Origin of the sequence: Acinetobacter sp. YH12151, assembly GCF_013418355.1 — a bacterium.
GTDB lineage: Bacteria > Pseudomonadota > Gammaproteobacteria > Pseudomonadales > Moraxellaceae > Acinetobacter > Acinetobacter pseudolwoffii.
In genome coordinates, this window is sequence record NZ_VPCG01000007.1 from 34100 (window position 1) to 53785 (window position 19686).

Below are 19686 nucleotides of genomic sequence, written 5' to 3' on the forward strand. Positions count from 1 at the left end.
TGATGCGTAAATTAGACCGCATTGATCGCATGATTCTGGATATCTTGCAACGCGATGGCCGGATTGCCATTAGTGAGCTGGCAGCACGTGTGAACCTGTCAACCACACCCTGTTCAGAACGGGTAAAACGGCTGGAGCGCGAAGGCATTATCATGGGTTATTACGCGCGCTTAAATCCGGAACTGCTAGAACGCAATTTGCTAGTCTTTCTGGAGATTAAGCTTTCTGCAAAATCGGGTGATGTATTTGATCAGGTGGCGCGTAATCTGACCGAAATTCCAGAAGTACTGGAGTGTCATTTGATTTCCGGTGACTTTGATTATCTGGTCAAGGCACGTCTCAAAGAGATGAGTGCCTATCGGCGTCTGTTAGGCGATTTGCTAAAAAAATTACCTGCTTCTGCCTCCTCACATAGTTATGTGGTCATGGAGGAAGTAAAAGAAAGTCTCTATCTGGATCTTGGCGGGTAATTATTTTTATCTTTCAACATTCAGCGCTCAAGCTGTTTCCAAAAAAATAATGCCCCAAATGGGGCATTATGGTGAACAAGATATTTAGATATTTATTTTCGACTTAAAAATCAGGCCGGAATACGCAATACCTGTCCCGGGAAAATATCATCAGCATCTTTGAGCAATGGGCGATTGGCCTCAAAAATCTTATTGTACTGATTGGCATCACCATAAAATTCTTTCGAGATTTTTGACAAGCTATCCCCCGATTTTACCGTATAGAATTTGCTTTCCGGTTCAGGGCTGCTGACCGTAAGCTGATCATCCACTTTGGCCACATGATCAATATTCCCCACCGCCAGAATAATTTTTTCACGATCGGCCTGACTTTGCACCTGACCTCTGACCGTGGCCAGATCCGAGGTTGAATTATAACTGATGGATAAACCAGTGATCGGAAGACCCAGACCTTTTACATGACCAAGTAATTTATTTGCGACTTCTTGGGCAGAAGGCTCTGCGGGCTGTGCTGCTGCGGCTGGAGTAGTATTTGCTGGTGCGGCCTGCGGCTCTGCGGCAGCTGTATTTTTCTTACCGATACCTTTTACAAAATCAAAAAGACCCATATGGAACTCCATTCTTGTCGTTAATGTCATATCACTCTTATTTTTATAATGAAAATAGCCAAGGCATAGTTAGTCATTGGTGACAGAAAGGTAATCGATTGTAAAATTTCCATTTAGGTGAAAAGCAGACACAAAAAAACCACCGAGAGGGTGGTCTTTATGCTCAGCAAAGCTGAAATCGGCGATTAACCCAGTTTCTTAGAAACATAGTCAATTGCAGATTGAACAGTTGTGATTTCGTTAGAATCTTCATCAGGAATCGTGATGTCGAAATCATTTTCGAAAGACATAACCAGTTCAACTAGATCTAGAGAATCTGCACCTAAGTCATCCATGAAAGACGCTTCGTTTTTAATCTCTTCGATTTTGATACCAAGTTGTTCTGCAACTGCTTGCTTAACACGTTGTTCGATATCGCTCACAGGAATTCTCCTCATTGCTTGTGGCGTTTTTAATGCCGTTAGTTTAATTGAATCTAAAAAATTTGGAAAGTTTATACTTGAGCTTAGCTCATGTATAAGCCCCCATTTACATGCATAACTGTACCAGTAATGTAACTGGCTTTGTCTGAAGCCAGGAAACTTACAGCATTTGCGATATCTTGTGGGTTACCCAAACGGTTTAACGCCACTTGCTCAGTCATTTTTTTACGAATTTCTTCGCTTAACTGTTCCGTCATTTCAGTTGCAATAAAGCCTGGTGCGACCGAGTTAACCGTAATCTGACGGCTACCCATTTCTTTGGCCAAACTACGACTGAAGGCTTCAATTCCGGCTTTGGCAGCAGAATAGTTGGCCTGCCCCGGGTTGGCAAAGTGTGCCACCACAGAGCTGATGTTGATGATGCGTCCGAAACGTGCCTTGGTCATGCCTTTCAGCACACGTTTAGACAGACGGTAAACGGCTTTCAGGTGAATATTTAAAATATCATCCCAGTCATCTTCAGACATGCGAAGCAATAAGTTGTCTTTGGTAATACCGGCATTATTAACCAACGCCAGCACTGGACCATAGTTCTGTTCGATCTCCGTCACCAGTGCATCAATCGCAGCACCATCACGTACATCTAAAACTTTGCCCGCACCATTTTCAGCAAACTGTGCAGATAATTTTTCAGCGCCCGCTTCAGAGGTCGCAGTACCCACGACAAAATAACCATCCTGAATCAACTGTTGTGCGATCGCAGCACCAATACCACGACTTGCACCTGTTACCAAGGCAACTTTCGGTTCCTGTGTCATGCAATTTTCCCTTCTGCCGTCAATACGGTGTTCAATGCATCTTCCAGACGAGATTTGCTATCCAGTGGAAGTGCTTTTTCGATATTCGGTAGGCGTTTCGCCAAGTTACTCAATACATTGCCCGGACCACATTCAACGATGTACTGAATGCCTTCATCTTGAAGGAATTGCAGGGTTTTGGTCCATTGTACTGATTCATAAAGTTGCGCTGTTAAAGCCTGACGCAATGCAGGGACATCAGCCGCAGCTTCAGCGCCTACATTTTGTAATACAGGAATGCATGGCAGCTCAATGGCGGTTTGTTCCAATGCAGGCGCAAACTGTTCTGCCGCAGGTTTCATCAGTGAACAATGCGATGGAACCGATACCGGCAATGCAATCGCCTTAGCGCTATTTTCTTTGGCCAGTGCCATCACTGCTTCAACGCGATCTTTATTGCCTGCAACCACAACCTGCCCTTGGGCATTGTAGTTTGCCGCTTCAACAGAACCTTCACCTGCTGCAGTTGCCTGTGCACACAGCTCAATCACTTTGGCATCATCCAGACCTAAAATAGCAGCCATTGCACCGACACCCTGAGGTACAGCCGTCTGCATCAGTTTACCGCGCAGGTTGACCAGTTTGACTGCATCACCCAGGCTTAGGCTACCCGCTGCCACCAGCGCGCTGTACTCACCCAGTGAATGGCCTGCCAGATATTTCGGTGCCACACCACCAGATTCCAGCCACACGCGCCACAAGGCAATACTTGCAGTCAGCAATACCGGCTGGGTAAATTCAGTTTGATTTAAGTTTTCGCCAGTTTGCGCAATCTGCCACAAATCGAAGCCGACAGCTTCAGAGGCTTCTGCAAATGTCTCGCGAATAGCAGAAAACTGCTCTGCAAGTTCAGCCAGCATGCCGGCTTTTTGTGAGCCTTGACCTGGAAATACAAATGCAGTTTTCGTTGCTTGTGCTGCTTGTTCGAGTTGTGTCGCAGACATAATAAAATCCTTTCATTCAAGAGGTGTCATCTTCAGTTGTAGCAAGAAGACTGGCCAATAAAGCCACCTAAATCATTGTGGAGCGCAATTTAGCATGTAATTTTGCTGGCGGTAATTGCCAAATACAACAAAAAACCGATGCAAGCAAAAATCAAGGACAAAAAAAAGGGAGCTAAATGCTCCCATTTTTTCTACTAAGCTTGACGCTTAATACATCATCAATTATTCAGCAGATGCTTTAGCGAATAATTGACGACCACGGTAGATACCATCTTTAGATACGTGGTGACGACGGTGAGTCTCGCCAGTAGCTTGGTCTACAGTTAATGCATTCTCGGTTAAAGCGTCATGTGAACGGCGCATGTCACGGCGAGAGCGACTTTTACGGTTTTGCTGAACGGCCATGATGGCTCCTTACAAAGATCGAAAAAATGGATCAGAACAAATTCGATTGTCTTATACACAAGAGTATAACACAAAAATTAGTTAAGTTTACCCTTCAGAGCTGCCAAAACATCAAACGGATTATCTCGTTTTTCTTCGACAACTTCTTCTATGGCAGGCTGATGCTTATGTTCGCAAAACTCATGTTTAGGCGACAACGGCACCAACAATAACAGTTCATCTTCTATCAGCGCGAGCAAATCAGCGGTCGCAGGTGCATCATAGTCACCTTTGGTCGTTGCTTCACTTTCACCTAGGACGATGAAATCAGCATCCTCATCCAAGCGCTCTATCAGTGACTCATCATCCACAAGTGCCAAATGGAACGATGAAACCAGTTCAATCTCTACAGTTTCCAGACAACGCTGGCATTCCATAGGAACTTTTGTTTCAACGTGACCATCTAGCCATGCAATACGATGATAGGCATCCATTGATAGCTTACAGTCTATGTTAATCAATTGATCATCAATTGATCCAACAGCTTCACGAGCGATACGAACAAAGCGGGATAAAGGCAGTTGACCTGACCATTTAAAGCCCTGTTCAGCCCATTTAAACGGCTCAATCTGTGCCGGAAAGGTATTTGCTGACATAATTAAGGCGGCAATTCTACAAATTCATCAGTACTCTGTCAAAGATTAAGATACAATTTTGTACTTATTTCGACAGACCATTTGGGTAACTCAAGTCATGCATCTGTTGCAGCCGCAAACAGAAGTGAATGTTTCATCACTCGTTAGCACAATTCCAAGCCTTGATTCTGACAGTTCAACACAACAAGTGCAACTCTCGCCATGGACGAATTTATCGTCAGAAGCGCAGCAGGTGGACTGGCTCATCTTACACTTTAATCACTGGTTTTCCCATTTAAATGTGACTTTAGTCCGTGGCGAATTTGAACCTGAATATTTTCCTGCCGATGCCGATACTCCTGCCCGGATTCAGTTTGCACATGGATTCTTTAATAGTGCCTTGCATGAAATCAGCCATTGGACAATTGCCGGGGATAAACGCCGGGAACTTCCGGATCTTGGTTACTGGTATGCCCCGGATGGGCGTACAGCCGAACAACAAGCGCTGTTTGAACAGGTAGAAATTAAACCGCAGGCAATCGAGTGGATGTTTGCCCAGGCCTTTGGGCGTAAATTTCGGGTGTCGCTGGATAACCTGACTGGTGACGGCGGTGACGGAACCCGCTTTAAAGATCATGTCTATGCACAAGTGCAGGCTTATTTTCGTGGTGAGGCAAAATTGCCACGGGATGCACAACGCTTTATTCAATGTATCTGTGCCTGTAGCAGAGGTGGCAAAAGTTTACAATCTGATGAATTTATACGTGAAATGCTTGATTAAATTACACAAATCTACCTTTTTGGTGATTGCCAGACGCTGCCTGAGCGCCACATAATAAGCCATCAGCCCAAGCTTGGAGTAGCCTCTATGCTGCATTTACGCGTACACCCCGATAACCCGCAACCGCGCTTAATCAGTCAGGCGGTAGAACGAATCCGTGCTGGCGATGTGGTGGTCTATCCCACGGATGCTGCCTATGCGATTGGTTGCCAGATTGGGAATAAAAGTGCCATGGAACGCATTGCGCAGATTCGCGGACTTGGCCCAAAACATCAATATGCAATTTTGTGCTGTGATTTATCCGATATTGCCACCTATGCCAAAGTGGACAATGCCATGTATCGCTTACTCAAAAACAATACACCAGCAGTCACCACTTTTATTTTACCGGCCACCAGTGAAGTGCCGAAACGCTTGATGCATCCCAAAAAGAAAACCATTGGCCTGCGCATTCCGAGCAATCCGGTGTGTCAGATGCTGCTCAAAGAACTGGGTGAGCCTCTCTTGACCTCTACCCTGATTTTGCCGGACCAGACCGATCCGCTGGATGATCCTTTTGAGATTGAAATGCAATTGGGCAAACGCATTGATGTGTTTATCGATAGCGGTTTAGGTACATTAAGCACCACCTCGATTATTGATTTATCTGGTGATCATCCAGAAATTATTCGTCGTGGCGTGGGTGATGTCAGCGCATTTGAATAAAGAATGCCATCTTATTTCCAGCCGACTGCAGGAGTCAGTCTATGGATTTATTTTATATCCTGCTGAATCAGCATGAATTCTCTGCCCAATATTGTATCTATGCAGAACTGCCTTGGACACTTCAATCCAGGGCCATCATGATCGAAGCATATCCTTCGCCCAGTCCCACTCTAAACATTGATGCTACTGAATATCAGTTTTTCATGAATTTGGCTTTGCTTCGACAGCTATTACAGATCTATTCAAGCCAGAACCTATGCCTGGCAGAGACTTGCCAACGTATGATTGAGTTTGCACTGAGTGAATATCCTTCCTCACCGCGCTGAAGTTCTTAGCACTCAGATAGGTATTAATCATATCGCAGGATACTAAAACAGATACTAAAACATGGATATGGTCATAGCTTCCACCCGTAACACATTGACTCTTTGCCCCGCTTATCTGGCTGTTTTTTTGGGGCCTTCTTTTAAATTGCAAATAAATTCCATTATTTTTTCAAGTTTTTATGCCTTTGACTCCTTATTTAATTTATTTAGAGTTACTTTTCCAGTACAATGACGGCACTTAATTCTATGCTTTTTCTTTCGATGAGATACCGAAGATCAAGCCTTTGCATGCCTTTGAAAATTCGCGTGGCCTATAATTGTAATGACTCAAATTATCCATAACACAATGGAATCTGCTCCGCACATTCGGGTTCTGGATGAATGGCAGGATACTATTCCAGAGGATCTGTATATTCCTCCCGCCGCATTTGAAATCTTGTTAGAACATTTTGAAGGCCCACTCGACTTTTTAATTTACCTGATTCAAAAAAATGGTTTTGACCTGTTGCAAGTCGATATCGCGCCGATTGCAGCGCAATATTTATCCTATATGGATGCAATGAAATCCCTGAATATTGAGCTGACCGCAGATTATATGGTGATGGCTGCTTTATTGGCAGATCTCAAATCGCGTCTGTTATTGCCTAAACCGAAAAGCCTGTCTGCGATTGAGCAAGATCCAAAACAAGAACTGATCGACCGTTTAGAAAATTATTTAAGAATTAAACGGGCAGCAGAACGTCTGGGGCAAATGCCTATTCTGGAGCGTGATACATTCCTGACCCATGTCAGTCTGGGCGACGTTCAGCAGAATAATGAAGGCTATTCGATCGATTTACTGCGTGATGCCTTGTTGTGTATTTTTAACCGTCCTGAACCGGTGATTCATCAGGTGCAACAGGAACCGGTACTGCTCGAAGAACGGATTGCCTATATTGAAAGCTGTCTGGAATCTGGCGAAGTCTTATCTTTTGCCGATTTACTCAAACCGAGTCAGGGACGCATGGGGATGGTGGTGACCTTTATGGCAGTGCTGGAGCTGACCCGGCAACAAAAAATTCAGATTATTGCTACAGGTATTGAAGCCCCGCTCGCAGTTCAAGGAGCCAGTCAATGACACTAGAGCTAAATACGCTGTTTTCTGCAGAAGATAATCTGCATGAGGTGTTGATGCAGCTTGAGGCGATTATTTTCGCCAGCGACTCTGCGGTTTCACTGGCGCGTCTGAAAGAGGCTTTTCAGGATCGCTATAGCAAACAGGAATTACGTCAGTATTTACAACAACTTTCCATGTTAATGCATGGCCGTTCGATTGAACTGATTGAAACAGCACAAGGTTATCGTTTTCAAGTGCGTGCAAAATATCGTAATATTATTGCACAGACCTGGCCTGAGCGACCAACTCGCTTGTCGCCGGCCTTACTTGAAACACTTGCAGTGATTGCTTATCACCAGCCGGTGACCCGAGCCGATATTGAACAAATTCGTGGTGTGACGAATAACAGTCAGATTTTGCGTACGCTGTTTGACTGGAACTGGATTAAAGAATCCGGATTTCGTGAACTCCCTGGAAGACCTGCGTTGTTAATGACAACGCCACAATTTTTAAATGCGTTTGGCTTGAATTCTTTAGGCCAATTGCCTCCCCTGCAGGATGCCAAGGAAGCTTTTATGGCCCTCGATGCAAATGCACCGAAGTCATAAATAGGTGAACTGTTGATAATTATTTCTAAGGTTATGCTGTCATGAGTGAAAAATTGCAAAAGGTGCTTGCACGCGTTGGTTTGGGTTCTCGCCGTTATATGGAAGAAGTCATTGCCGCGGGTCGTGTAAGCGTCAATGGGCAAATTGCCCAAGTGGGTGAACGAATCGAACCAGGTGATGAGCTTCGCATCGATGGTCGTAAAGTTGCATTTCAGATTGAAGACGAAATTCGTCGTCGTGTGATTATCTATTATAAGCCTGAAGGCGAGATCTGCTCACGTAGCGATCCTGAAAACCGCCCGACCGTGTTTGAACAGTTACCTGCGATTCCGGGCGATCGCTGGGTGATGGTCGGCCGTCTGGATATTAACTCGACCGGTCTGTTACTGTTCACCAATGATGGCGAACTTGCCAACCGCTTGATGCACCCATCCAATGAAATCGAACGTGAATACGCAGTTCGTGTCATGGGTGAGGTGACACCACAAATCAAAAACACCATGCTTAAAGGCGTGGTATTAGATGACGGCCCAGCGAAATTCGAATCGTTCTCTGAACTCGGCGGTGATGGTATTAACCGTTGGTTCCAGGTCGTAGTAAAAGAAGGTCGTAACCGCGAAGTACGTCGTATCTTTGAATCACAAGGTCTGAAAGTAAGCCGTCTGCTGCGTACCCGCTACGGTACTGTGATTCTGCCACGCGAACTGCGTACCGGTCGCTGGATTGAACTGGATAAAAACGATATCGACAACCTGACCAAAGCTGTGGAACTGAAACCACGTCAAGGTACAGGCCTGTTTGGTATGGCGAAACGTCGTAACGAGCGTATGCAGGATAAACCGATGGCTGCACGCCGTGGCGGTTTCTTGCGTCAGCAACGTCGTGACAGTGATGAACAACAACCACAGAATAACCCTGGCCGCGAGCGTCGTGATGACAATGCCTATGGTCGTCGTGACAGAAATGAAAACCAAAATGGTACGCAGTTCGTTCGTCGTGACAACCGTGATGGCAATACTCAATTTCCTCGCCGCGAAACTCGTCCAGATCAAGCTTTTGGTCGCCGTGAAGAGCGTGATGAAAATGCGCCGCGTCGTCCATACGGTGTCAATAAAGGCTTTAAAAAGTTTTAATTGATATAAACAAAAAAAGTCAGGCAATTGCCTGACTTTCTTATGCATTATGTATCAGGCACTTTGTGGAATCCCTTGTGGAATGGCACTGAGTAAACGCTTGGTATATTCATGCTGGGGTGACTGATACAATTCATCTGAATTGGCAATTTCCACCAGTTCCCCATGATTCATCACCATGATCTGATCTGAAATATACTTCACCACCGATAAATCATGTGAAATGAAAATATAACTGAGTCCAAATTCATCCTGCAAATCTTGCAGTAAATTCAAGACCTGCGCCTGTACTGAAACATCCAGTGCCGAGACCGATTCATCACAGATTAAAATTTCAGGCTTCAAAGTCAGGCAACGCGCGATCGCAATTCGCTGGCGCTGACCACCGGAAAATTCATGTGGATAGCGATAAAAAGCTTGGGCAGGCAAGCTGACCCGCTCCAACAGATCCAAAGCCATTTGCTTGCGCTCTGCATCATCCTGACCAATTTTATGAATCTGCATTGGCTCCATCAGGATTTGCCCCACGGTAAAACGCGGATTTAAAGAAGCATAAGGATTCTGGAAAATAATCTGGATTTTACGTTGATACTGGTTAAATTCCTTTTCAGACATGGCCAAAATGTCCCGCCCCTGAAACAGCGCTTTACCGCCTGTTGCCTGTTGCAAACGCATCAATAACAAGCCAATGGTGGTTTTGCCAGAACCGGATTCTCCGACCAGCCCCAAGGTTTTACCTTTGGCCAGCTGAAAAGAAACCCCTTTCACCGCCTGAAATTCATCTTTGCCAAACAGACCTTTGCGGCTATAAAAAGATTTTTTCAGATCACGTACATCCAGAATAATTTCTTCTCCACCCTTCAGTCCGCGTGAGCGTTGCGGAAGTTGAGTATTCAGGTGGATATCGTCCAGCCAGGTTGAACCATCCTGTTTCATAAAATCACTGATCATCGGCAAACGTAACGGACGTTGCGACAATTGTGGACGGCAATGCAATAAAGCCCGGGTATACATATCCTGAGGTCGATCCAATACGTCCTGAACCAAACCCTGTTCACGAATTTCCCCATGTCGCATCACAATCACCTGATCGGCAATTTCACCAACCAAAGCCAGATCATGGGTAATGAACAGCATCGACATCTGACGGCGCTGACGCAGAGATTCCAGCAAGTCCAGAATCTGCTTTTGAATGGTGACATCCAGGGCTGTGGTCGGTTCATCCGCAATTAACAGCTTGGGTTCACAGGCAATGGCCATGGCAATCATGACCCGCTGCTGCTGCCCCCCCGAAAGCTGCCCCGGATAAGCATCGATTTTAGTTTCTGGCGCAGGGATCCCTACTTCTTTGAGCAATTCCAGAGTACGTTGCCGCGCCTGCTTTTTATTCATACCCAAATGGAGTTGCAAAATTTCTGCAATCTGCATGCCTACCGTAAATACCGGATTGAGCGAGGACATCGGCTCCTGAAAAATCATGGCAATATCTTTACCACACATCTGGCGCATGTCACGGGTTTTGAGCTTAAGCAGATTTTTCCCTTCAAAGATAATCCGGCTGTCTTCGGAAATACGCGCGCTTTCCGTCGGGAGCAAGCCCATGGTCGCCAGTGAAGTAACCGACTTGCCACTTCCCGATTCTCCTACCAATGCCACCGTAGTATTGGCCGGAATTTCAAAAGAAACCCCTTTCACGGTTTCGATATATTGTTTATTTTCATCTTTAAAACTGACACGCAGATTTTCCACGCAAAGTAACGCAGGTGCTGTACTTGGATTGATTTCAGACATGGTTGCGCTCCTATTTCAGTTTCGGATCTAATGCATCACGGAGTGCATCGGTAAACATCGAGAAAGCCGTCACCAGTATTGCCATGGCAATCGAGGCTGCGGCCAGTTGCCACCATTTTCCTAAAATCAGCTCGCTTTGCGCTTCATTCAGCATGCTTCCCCAAGACACTACTCCGATTGGCACGCCAAAACCAAGGAAGCTGAGAATCACTTCAGATTTGATAAAAGCCACCACCAGAATGGACATTTGTACCAAGGCAATATGACTGACATTCGGAAAAATATGTACAAACATACGTCGTAAATTACTCACCCCAATTGCCTTGGCAGCCAGTACATATTCACGCGCCGTATGTTTCATGTACTCGGCACGAACCAGACGGAATACTCCCGTCCAGCCGGTCAGACCTAAAATCAGGATGATTGATAAAATCCCTTTCTGTTGTAACACCGCAGCAATTGCCAGAACCAGCAGTAAATAAGGAATTGAAGTAAAGACATTATAAAACCAGTTGAGGAGATCATCGACCCAGCCACCAAAATAACCGGCAAGTGCACCAAGTACGGTGCCAATGATCACAGCGACCAAAGCCGCAACCAGTCCGACCAGAATCGAGGTTTCCGCACCTTTAATGGTTTTCTGTAAAACATCCTGTCCCCATTTATCCGCACCAAAGATCAGACTCTGTTTTAATTCGCTGTCCTGATCCATCAGCTGACCACCGAGCTGCTGGTTAATGACGCGCATGTCTTCTGCCAGCGGATCTGTTACACCATAATAATCGATGCTGCCCCCCATCCTTTGCTCAGCAGCAATTTCGGCATTGAGTTCTGCAATCACCTCTTTTAAAGGATCGACTGGATTGACCGGTAAAACGACCAATTCTGCTTCCTGTTCTTCACCGGAAACAGCCGGCATAGGCGCTGCACTGATAAAACTTGGCGGTGCATAACTGACCGCCACTTCTTTATTCCAGTCCTTGGCAATAAAACCGCTCATGGAAAGCAAAAGTAGCAGCAAATAAAACAGCACCACCAACAAGGAGAACATGGCAATCCGGTCACGTTTCAAACGGCGCATGGCCAGTTGCCATAATCCTGTTGAAGTAGACTCAGGCACAGCTTGAGCGTGTTGCTCTTTTTTAAATATCGCACTCAGCATAATTCACCTACTTCAACTGTACGCGTGGATCGACCCATTTATAGATCAGATCGGCAATCAGGTTGAATATCATGGTCGCAGCGGCAACATAGACCGTAATCGCTTTAATCACCGGGAAATCCGAACGCTCTACGGCAATAATCACTTCACGGCCAATCCCCGGAATACCGAAAAAACGCTCAATCAGGAAAGCACCGATCAGCAGTGCTGGAAGCCCCGCCATCACATCGGTAATAATCGGAATCGAGGCATTGCGTAGCACATGCACGCCCAGAATCCGGCTCTCGCCCAGACCTTTGGCCCGTGCAGTACGCACATAGTCCTGATTGACTTCATCCAGTACGAAACTGCGGTACAGACGTAAGGTCGGGGCAATACTCACCACCAGCATAATCAGTACAGGCAATAAGGCGTATTTGAAAAGATTGTCAGCGAAATTATCACTCCAGCCCTGCACCGGAAACCAGCTCAGCTCATAAGCGAGGAAATACTGAAACACAATGATATAGACCAGAATACTGATCGACATGCCGATGGTGCACAGCATCATGATCATGCGATCGGTCAGACTGCCGCGAACTGACGCCACACCCAAGGCCAAAATGATGGAAATAATGGTTTGCAAAATGGTCAGTGGAATCAGAATGGTCAGTGAGGGTCCCAGACGCGTACTAATAATTTGCGCCACCGACTCGCCGGTACTCCAGCTCACCCCATAATCAAAGGTTAAAATCTGCTTGATGAAAATCCACAGTTGCACATAATACGGTTGATCCACCCCAAGCTGTTGCCGGATGTTTTCAATCTGTTCTGCATTGGCCATTTTACCGGCGAGGATATAGGCAGGATCGCCCCCCACCCAGTTAAACAGCAGGAAGATCAGCAAAATCACCCCGAGCATGGTGGGGATCATTTGCCAGAGCCGTCGAATAATATATGCCAGCATCGCTTGCCTTCCTTAATTTTTTCCAGAGATTTCATTAAAGAAAGCTTTGCTGTCTGGATCACGACCCAGAAAGTCTTTCACCATCTGCTCGCCATGTTTTTGTCCGCCTTGCGCCAAGACCGTATTGCGATAATGCGCACCGACTTTTTTATCCATCAACTGATCGCCAAAGGCAGAGAGCATATCTAGCGCAATCACCTCGGACCACATATAGCTGTAATAACCTGCCTGATAGCCGCCCATCACATGCCCGAACTGTCCCGGGAACTGCTGACCGGGTACATAACCCAAGGCAGTTTTGCTTTCCATCTCTTGCCATAATTTTAATGGGTCGGTCTTGAGGGCATCTTTACTGTGTAAGGCCATATCGTACTGCGCATATAAAGTCTGACGCGCATAATGCAGACCGCGACCATAGTTTTTTACGTCTTTGAGACGCTCAGTCATGGCAGCATCGACACGTGGACAAGCCGGTTCACAATAATCGGCCACTTTTGATAAGGTTTCCAGACGGCGTGCCCACTCTTCATACATCTGTGAAGGTGCTTCCACCAAGTCACGCTCTACCGATGTACCAGACTGTTCGGAATAGCGGGTTTTCGATAAAATCCCGTGTAAGGCATGCCCCATTTCATGCACAAAGGTTTCCAGCTCGTTGCTGTTCAAACCTTTGCGGTTGAAGTTGGTGACCAGTACCGACACCGGACGACGCTGATTCAGGGTACTGCCACCATAGGCGCCCCAGACGGCCGCGTGTCCATATTTACCTTCACGCGGGTATTTATCGACATATAATCCGCCCAAGAATTCACCTGAGGCAGTGTCATGTACCGCATAATATTCCACTTCATTGTGCCAGGCCTTGACTTTCATCGGCCTGAAATCAATCCCGTACAGTTCTGATGACACAGCAAATAACCATTTTTGTGCCGCTTCGGTCGGGAAGTAATCGCGCAGTTTTTCCTGATCGACCTTATATTTGGCCTGACGCAGTTTTTCACTCCAATAGCCCTGATTCCAGCGAGTAATATCTGCTTTCTCTCGTGGAACTTTTAAGGCCTCGGCTTTGAACTGGCGTAACTCCTCTACATCTTGCTTCTCTAAAGGTGCGACTTTGCTATATACATCCTCTAGAAAAGAATTCACCGCTTCAGGTGTTTTTGCCATACGAAATTTAAGGGCTGAATGTGCATAGCTTTCTTTATCAAAAAGTTGGGCCATCTCATAACGCAGATCAATGGCTTTTTTCATAAATTGCAGGTTTTGCTCTGTCCCACGGCGGGTATAAGCCATCTGATAGCGTTTGTGTGCTTCATCACTTTCTGCCAGCTCCATAAATGGCTGGTATTCCGGATAGTCAAAGCCAAGCAGATAATTGCCTTTTTCATTTTTCTTTAACCCCGCCATATAGCTGTCTGGCAGACCTTTCATTTCTGCTGGGGTAAATTCGACTTTATGCGGATTATCACGTACATTTTTGGCGAAATCCTGAGACAGCTTGGTCGATTCTTCGATGATATCTTTCAGGCGCTTTTGTTTTTCTGCACTGAGTTGTACCCCTGTTTTTTCAAACTGCTCCAGAATATCTTGCAAGAATTTTTGATCAATCGGATCGCTGGCCTTCAGTTTCTTGAACTGGGCATACAGTTTCGGATTCTGGTACAGCGTGGTCTGGTACTTGCTGATTTTCAGCTCACAGTCATCTGCTGCCTGACGCAATGCAGGATCTGGATCGACATTACTATACAATCCGACTGCTGCACCAAAATCCCGGGCTTTGGCATGCAATTCATCCCATTCAGCCAGATAAGGCCCTGCCTTGGCCTTATTTTTAATTTTCTGATTTTCAAATATCTGAATATCTTTTTGCATGCTGGCCAGATTGGCATCACATAAAGATGGAATCTCTGCTGCCTTAAATAATGGCAGCAGCTGCGCTTGAGTCTGTGCCGCTACCCCCTGATATCCCCCCATTATGACTAAACATAAACTACTTAATTTTAAAGACTTCGATTTCATATTTATCTCCAGATTTTTCTTACTTTTTGCTATCAATATCGATGTACATCCACTCTGAAGACAGAATCGGATGGTTTTTATAACCAATGACCCGAGGTTGCGACAAGACATTACGATAGGTGCTATATAGCATCAGTACCGGCATATTCACTTCCAGAATCCGGGACATTTTGCGATAGATTGCATTACGTTCAGGACTGGCTGGCATGCTTTGGGTTTGCTCATACAGGCGGTCAAATTCAGGATGTTTGAAGCAGGCATTGTTGGTGACATTGACATTTTTGCCATAAAAAAGCTGCATGAAGTTGTCGGCATCCGGATAGTCAGCAATCCAGGCCGAGCTTTTAAACATGGTCTTACACTGTTTTTCCAGCTTGATCGCCTCGGCAAATGGCATGGCTTTGCTGACCATCTTGATCTGAATATTGTCCAGGGCTTTTTTCCAGAATTCTGCCTGTTGCTGACCACGACTGGTATTACCGACAATCAGTTCAATCTCTAAAGGCTTACCATCGGGTTGTCTGCGCCAGCCATCGGCCCCGACTTTGTATTGATAACGGTCAAGCAGCATATTGGCCGCCTTGACCGAATAGGGAATACTGCTTTTATAATCCGGTGAATAACCAACCACCCCGGGTGGTACCGGCATCTGTAACTTATTGGCATCGCCCTTGAGCAAGACACTGATCATATTGTCGGTAGAGTAAGCCATGGCCATGGCACGACGTAGCGCAATTTTTTCCTTGCTGAACCCACCGACCACAGGATTCTGCATATTCCAGTAATGGTAGCCAATCAGCGGATCGGTAATCCTAGATAACTGAACCCCTTTTTGTTTTAAGGAAGGTTTGAGTAGCCCATTTTCAAGCGCCTGAACCACCATATCGCCGTCGATTTCAGTCATGTCCAGTTCATTTTTATTAAAGGCCAACCAGCGTGACTGGGCTTCTTCAATGACCCGGATATCAATCGTGCCAATTTGCGGCATTTTTTTGCCTTGCAATGCATCCACAATAGGCTGGTCTTCGCTGCTACTGGCTTTAAAATTCCAGACAAAACTCCGGTAGTTCGGACTGGCTTTTAAAATAATGCGTGAACCCGGAGTCCAGCGTGACAATAAATAAGGGCCTGTACCGACTGGTTTGTCCATCGCAAAGCCTGCTTTATTACGGTACTTTTCAATAACTTCACGGGCAACTGCAGCCGCCGGGCCATGTGCCAGTAACATCGGAAAGTTTTGATCCGGTTGGGTCAGTTTCAGAATCAGGGTATAACGGTCTGGCGTTTGAATGCCTTCAAAGGGGTTTTCATAGACTTTGCCATTCTTTTTGCCTAAGGCGACCCATGCTTCCAGCCCTTTAATCCGGCCATCCAGCAACCAGCTATTTGGTGAATGCAAGTTGGGATCGATCAGACGTTTTAATGAATAGGCATAATCATAAGCCGTCAGTTCACGTTTCTGACCTTTAAAAACGGGATCATCGGCGAAGTAAATGCCTTTTTTGATTTTGATGGTATAGGTGAGACCATCTGCACTGACTTCTGGCATGGCAACCGCGGTATTAGGAATCAGCTTGGCTGGGGTTGCCAGATAGTCATAGCTAAACAGGTTTTCAAAAATCGCGCTATTAACCCGGGCTGAATAGGCATCGTGCGTTGCGGCGGGATCAAATCCGGTTTCTGCCACCGGAAAAACATCCCGAATCACCTTGTTAGGATCTGCAGGATTAATGGCCCATGCAGAAACGATCCCCGAGCAGAGCAAACTTCCCAGCAGAACACTACCCGTCAGTTGCTTGAATTGCTTTGATAAATTTCCCTTCATCATACTCTTCATCTAAATAGGTTTATTTTTTGACTGGTTCAATATCGAGATATTGCCAAACGGAGTTCATGATTGGATGTGCTTTAAAGCCTTGAACCTGAGGGTGAATCAGCCAGTTACGCACCCGGGTATTGTGTAAAATCCAGGGATTATCGGCTTCGATTTGCCGGTTCATTTTTTCATAATAGGGCGTACGCTGATCTGGTGGCAGTTTCATAGCAGCCTGATACAGGGCATCATAGGCTTTTGAGGTATAGCAGCTCAGGTTGCCCTGCTGTGCATTTGGGCCATATAAGAGTTGAGCAAAATTTTCACCCTCCGGATAATCTGCAATCCAGGCACCGCCCCACAGCATATGTTTACATTGCGTGGCTTCTTTCAGGTTGTCGGCGAAATTGCTGATTTTAAATTCAATACGTAGACCAACTGCATCCAGATTTTTTTTCCATAATTCCGCTGCAATCACTGAAGAGCTGGAACTGGTCGAGTTCATTTTCAGTGTCAAAGGTTTGCCATCAGGCAAAGTCCGATAGCCATCTGCACCTTTTTTATAACCGAAACGGTCGAGCAGCTTGTTGGCCAAGAGCGGATTATAGGCAATACTATTTTTATAAGCTGGATTATGCCCATTCACGCCTTCGGGAATGGTCATTTCAGCTTTATCTGCATGTCCCTTATACAGCTGTTTAATGGCTTCATTCTGGTTATAAGACAAGGCGATTGCCCGACGCAGAGCGATTTTTTCTAGTGAATTTCCACCGACCACAGGATCGCGCATATTCATGATGGTATAAGTGATTTCTGCATCTTTATTTGGATAATGCAAAATGCCTTTTTGCTTGTATTCGTTTTTGAGCTGTTTATTGACCAGGGCCTGTTCGGCACCGCTTGCAGTGAGCCGGTCATAATCCAGCTGACTAGATTTCAGCGCCAGCCAGCGCGATTGTTCTTCTTCAATAATACTGACCTTGACCCTCCCAATTTGCGGCATTTTTTTGCCACTCATTTCTTTCACCAGACGTTGATCCCAGGCCGTATTTTCACCCTTAAAATTCCAGCTAAATCCCCGGTAATCTGGATTGGCCTTTAATTCAATCCGGCTACGCGGCACATATTTATGCAATTGATAGGGCCCTGTCCCGACTGGATGCTGACCTGCACGCGCGCCATAATGCTCAATGACTTCTCTGGCGATACCGCTAAAAGTGACATAGGCCGTGATATAAGGGAAATTAAAGTCGGAACGCGTGAGCGTGATTTGCAAGGTATGTTTGTCCAGTGCCTTTAGTCCTGCAATTGGCGCATCGTAATTAAATTGACCAGAACTTTTGGCTTGCTGAATGGCAGCATCTGCACCGAGAATTTTGCCCTCAATAAACGAAAAGGTCGGCGAATGATTTTTAGGATCCATCACCCGCTTCATGGAGTAAATATAGTCCTCAGCAACCAGTTCACGTTTTTTACCCTTAAATGCCGGATCAGCACTAAAGTAAATTCCAGGCTTAATCTTGAAGGTATAGACCTTGCCCTCCTGCTCGATCTTGGGCAAGGCTTCAGCAGTATTCGGGGTTAAAGTGGCGGGTCGTGCCAGATAGTCGTAGCGTAATAAGGGTTCAAAAATCGCTTCGGCAATACTGCCACTATAAAAATTATAGGTCTTGACCATATCAAAACCGTCATCAGGTGCTTCAAATGCAATATTTAAAACTTTATCTGACTGCGCAGGCGATTTTGCCAAGACCGCCTCCCCCGATCCGATGGTCAGTGCTAAAACGGTCATCTTTAACATTGCTGATTTCAAAGTCATACCTATTTTTATCTTAATGTTTTATTGATCTAGGAAGTTCTTAACCTAACGCCCTATATTGGTTGCAATTTATGAATCAAAGCTGAATAGAGGGATTAAATTGGACAAAGCAAATCTCATATCCTCAAAAAACAACTATTTTTTCAACTTCTGCCGAGAAAATTTATTTTTATGCATTTACCCTTATTTTGCCTAACCAAATATTTTTAATGAACCTTTTATGTCATTTTTATCTTTAAAACGCCGATTCGTCTTCTCTTCACACAAAGATAAATAAGCTTTTTTTTAGAGAATTCACATGGCCTTGATCTTAGAACCCAGAAATTCATAATAACCAACTGCTCACTAAATGTCTCTTTATGCAATCATCCTATTCTTTGTGCAATGCTTATCTACTCCACATTGTCCCAACTGAAACCAGAATAGTATTACCCTCAATTTCTACCCCATAAAAAAAACCCAGCATATGCTGGGTTTTTTCTCAATCCGATTTTACATCTGTGATTGAATATAATTTTGCAAGCCAATCAGTTCAATTAAACGCAACTGTTTTTCTAACCAGTAGGTATGGTCTTCTTCAGTATCTGACATTTGCTGGCGCAGCATATCACGGGTGATATAGTCACCTTTTTCTTCGCACAGCTTGATGCCTTGTGCCAGTTTTTCCCGCACATGGTATTCAAGTTTCAGATCGGCTTTCAGGCAGCTTACGACATCTTCACCAATCTCAACGTCATCGCGTTGCATGTTCGGTGTACCTTCAAGGAACAATACACGGCGGATAATCGCATCCGCATGCTGGGCTTCTTCCTGCATTTCGTGATCGATACGTTCAAAGATTTTGGTTAAACCCCAATCTTCATACATACGAGAGTGAATCAAGTATTGGTCACGAGCAGCCAGTTCGCCACCGATCAACATATTTAAATAATCTACGACTTCTGGATTACCGCGCATTTGAATTACTCCCTACCTTTATGCTGCTATTATGGAGAAAAGCATTCAGATTTGCAAAGCTTAACCAGGTTAAATATTTGATTTTTATATAATTAAAATGAGAAGTACTTGCATTTACACTTCGTTCTGAATCAAATCCCATTTATAAAACAATACTTTGCATTTTTACGGCGCTCGGCTCTACAGCTAAATACACCAAAGAATGTTCAG

The 19686-nt window shown here is 45.2% G+C and carries 20 protein-coding genes; 7 read left to right on the forward strand and 13 right to left on the reverse strand.

What is annotated here, in order from left to right; genetic code table 11:
* Nucleotides 1–2: 2 nt before the first annotated feature.
* Nucleotides 3–470: an Lrp/AsnC ligand binding domain-containing protein gene (locus tag FTU82_RS04060; RefSeq protein WP_005095994.1), complete on the forward strand. Its 468-nt coding sequence runs from the start codon at nucleotides 3–5 to the stop codon at nucleotides 468–470.
* 110 nt (nucleotides 471–580) lie between these two features.
* Here FTU82_RS04060 and lysM read toward each other — a convergent pair whose 3' ends face one another.
* The 6 genes from lysM to FTU82_RS04090 form a co-directional block, all read right to left on the reverse strand.
* Nucleotides 581–1078 carry a peptidoglycan-binding protein LysM gene (gene lysM, locus FTU82_RS04065; protein ID WP_005095992.1) on the reverse strand — a complete coding sequence of 166 codons (498 nt, stop codon included), beginning with the start codon at nucleotides 1076–1078 and terminating at the stop codon, nucleotides 581–583.
* Between the two features lie 185 nt (nucleotides 1079–1263).
* Nucleotides 1264–1500, reverse strand: coding sequence for an acyl carrier protein (acpP, locus tag FTU82_RS04070; protein ID WP_004646101.1), 237 nt, complete (start codon nucleotides 1498–1500; stop codon nucleotides 1264–1266).
* 83 nt (nucleotides 1501–1583) lie between these two features.
* Nucleotides 1584–2318, reverse strand: coding sequence for a 3-oxoacyl-ACP reductase FabG (gene fabG, locus FTU82_RS04075; RefSeq protein ID WP_005095990.1), 735 nt, complete (start codon nucleotides 2316–2318; stop codon nucleotides 1584–1586).
* Entirely contained in the window at nucleotides 2315–3301 is a 987-nt protein-coding gene (gene fabD / locus FTU82_RS04080; protein ID WP_005095987.1) for an ACP S-malonyltransferase, read from the reverse strand. The genes fabG and fabD overlap by 4 nt, the downstream gene beginning before the upstream one ends.
* 222 nt (nucleotides 3302–3523) lie before the next feature.
* Nucleotides 3524–3706: a 50S ribosomal protein L32 gene (gene rpmF, locus FTU82_RS04085; RefSeq protein ID WP_004279227.1), complete on the reverse strand. Its 183-nt coding sequence runs from the start codon at nucleotides 3704–3706 to the stop codon at nucleotides 3524–3526.
* A gap of 77 nt (nucleotides 3707–3783) precedes the next feature.
* Nucleotides 3784–4341 carry a DUF177 domain-containing protein gene (locus FTU82_RS04090; RefSeq protein WP_074384127.1) on the reverse strand — a complete coding sequence of 186 codons (558 nt, stop codon included), beginning with the start codon at nucleotides 4339–4341 and terminating at the stop codon, nucleotides 3784–3786.
* A gap of 97 nt (nucleotides 4342–4438) precedes the next feature.
* On the opposite strand from FTU82_RS04090, the gene FTU82_RS04095 reads away from it, so the two are divergent.
* From FTU82_RS04095 to rluB, 6 genes are all read left to right on the forward strand, one after another.
* Nucleotides 4439–5101, forward strand: a complete 663-nt coding sequence (locus tag FTU82_RS04095) for an elongation factor P hydroxylase (protein ID WP_005095983.1) — start codon at nucleotides 4439–4441, stop codon at nucleotides 5099–5101.
* Nucleotides 5102–5188: 87 nt separating this feature from the next.
* Entirely contained in the window at nucleotides 5189–5806 is a 618-nt protein-coding gene (locus FTU82_RS04100) for an L-threonylcarbamoyladenylate synthase (protein ID WP_005095982.1), read from the forward strand.
* Between the two features lie 41 nt (nucleotides 5807–5847).
* Nucleotides 5848–6132 carry a hypothetical protein gene (locus FTU82_RS04105; protein ID WP_005095980.1) on the forward strand — a complete coding sequence of 95 codons (285 nt, stop codon included), beginning with the start codon at nucleotides 5848–5850 and terminating at the stop codon, nucleotides 6130–6132.
* 322 nt (nucleotides 6133–6454) lie between these two features.
* Nucleotides 6455–7249, forward strand: coding sequence for a ScpA family protein (locus FTU82_RS04110; protein ID WP_005172392.1), 795 nt, complete (start codon nucleotides 6455–6457; stop codon nucleotides 7247–7249).
* The gene (gene scpB / locus FTU82_RS04115; protein ID WP_180001052.1) at nucleotides 7246–7836 is read left to right on the forward strand and encodes an SMC-Scp complex subunit ScpB; all 591 of its coding nucleotides are present in this window, start codon (nucleotides 7246–7248) and stop codon (nucleotides 7834–7836) included. The genes FTU82_RS04110 and scpB overlap by 4 nt, the downstream gene beginning before the upstream one ends.
* A gap of 41 nt (nucleotides 7837–7877) precedes the next feature.
* Nucleotides 7878–8969 (forward strand): 23S rRNA pseudouridine(2605) synthase RluB, encoded by a 1092-nt coding sequence (gene rluB / locus FTU82_RS04120; protein ID WP_074384125.1) that lies wholly within the window; start codon nucleotides 7878–7880, stop codon nucleotides 8967–8969.
* A gap of 54 nt (nucleotides 8970–9023) precedes the next feature.
* Here rluB and FTU82_RS04125 read toward each other — a convergent pair whose 3' ends face one another.
* The 7 genes from FTU82_RS04125 to bfr all read right to left on the reverse strand — a co-directional run bounded on the left by FTU82_RS04125 (nucleotide 9024) and on the right by bfr (nucleotide 19476).
* The gene (locus tag FTU82_RS04125) at nucleotides 9024–10760 is read right to left on the reverse strand and encodes an ABC transporter ATP-binding protein (protein ID WP_100328930.1); all 1737 of its coding nucleotides are present in this window, start codon (nucleotides 10758–10760) and stop codon (nucleotides 9024–9026) included.
* Between the two features lie 10 nt (nucleotides 10761–10770).
* Nucleotides 10771–11922 (reverse strand): ABC transporter permease, encoded by a 1152-nt coding sequence (locus tag FTU82_RS04130; protein ID WP_159138574.1) that lies wholly within the window; start codon nucleotides 11920–11922, stop codon nucleotides 10771–10773.
* Between the two features lie 7 nt (nucleotides 11923–11929).
* Nucleotides 11930–12868 (reverse strand): ABC transporter permease, encoded by a 939-nt coding sequence (locus tag FTU82_RS04135; protein WP_005172401.1) that lies wholly within the window; start codon nucleotides 12866–12868, stop codon nucleotides 11930–11932.
* A gap of 12 nt (nucleotides 12869–12880) precedes the next feature.
* Nucleotides 12881–14887: a M3 family metallopeptidase gene (locus FTU82_RS04140; protein ID WP_180101042.1), complete on the reverse strand. Its 2007-nt coding sequence runs from the start codon at nucleotides 14885–14887 to the stop codon at nucleotides 12881–12883.
* Between the two features lie 19 nt (nucleotides 14888–14906).
* Nucleotides 14907–16712 carry an ABC transporter substrate-binding protein gene (locus FTU82_RS04145; protein WP_180101056.1) on the reverse strand — a complete coding sequence of 602 codons (1806 nt, stop codon included), beginning with the start codon at nucleotides 16710–16712 and terminating at the stop codon, nucleotides 14907–14909.
* 22 nt (nucleotides 16713–16734) lie between these two features.
* Complete coding sequence (locus tag FTU82_RS04150) at nucleotides 16735–18492, reverse strand: ABC transporter substrate-binding protein (RefSeq protein ID WP_180101043.1); 1758 nt, start codon at nucleotides 18490–18492, stop codon at nucleotides 16735–16737.
* Nucleotides 18493–19011: 519 nt separating this feature from the next.
* Complete coding sequence (bfr, locus tag FTU82_RS04155; RefSeq protein WP_005095949.1) at nucleotides 19012–19476, reverse strand: bacterioferritin; 465 nt, start codon at nucleotides 19474–19476, stop codon at nucleotides 19012–19014.
* Nucleotides 19477–19686: the final 210 nt, after the last annotated feature.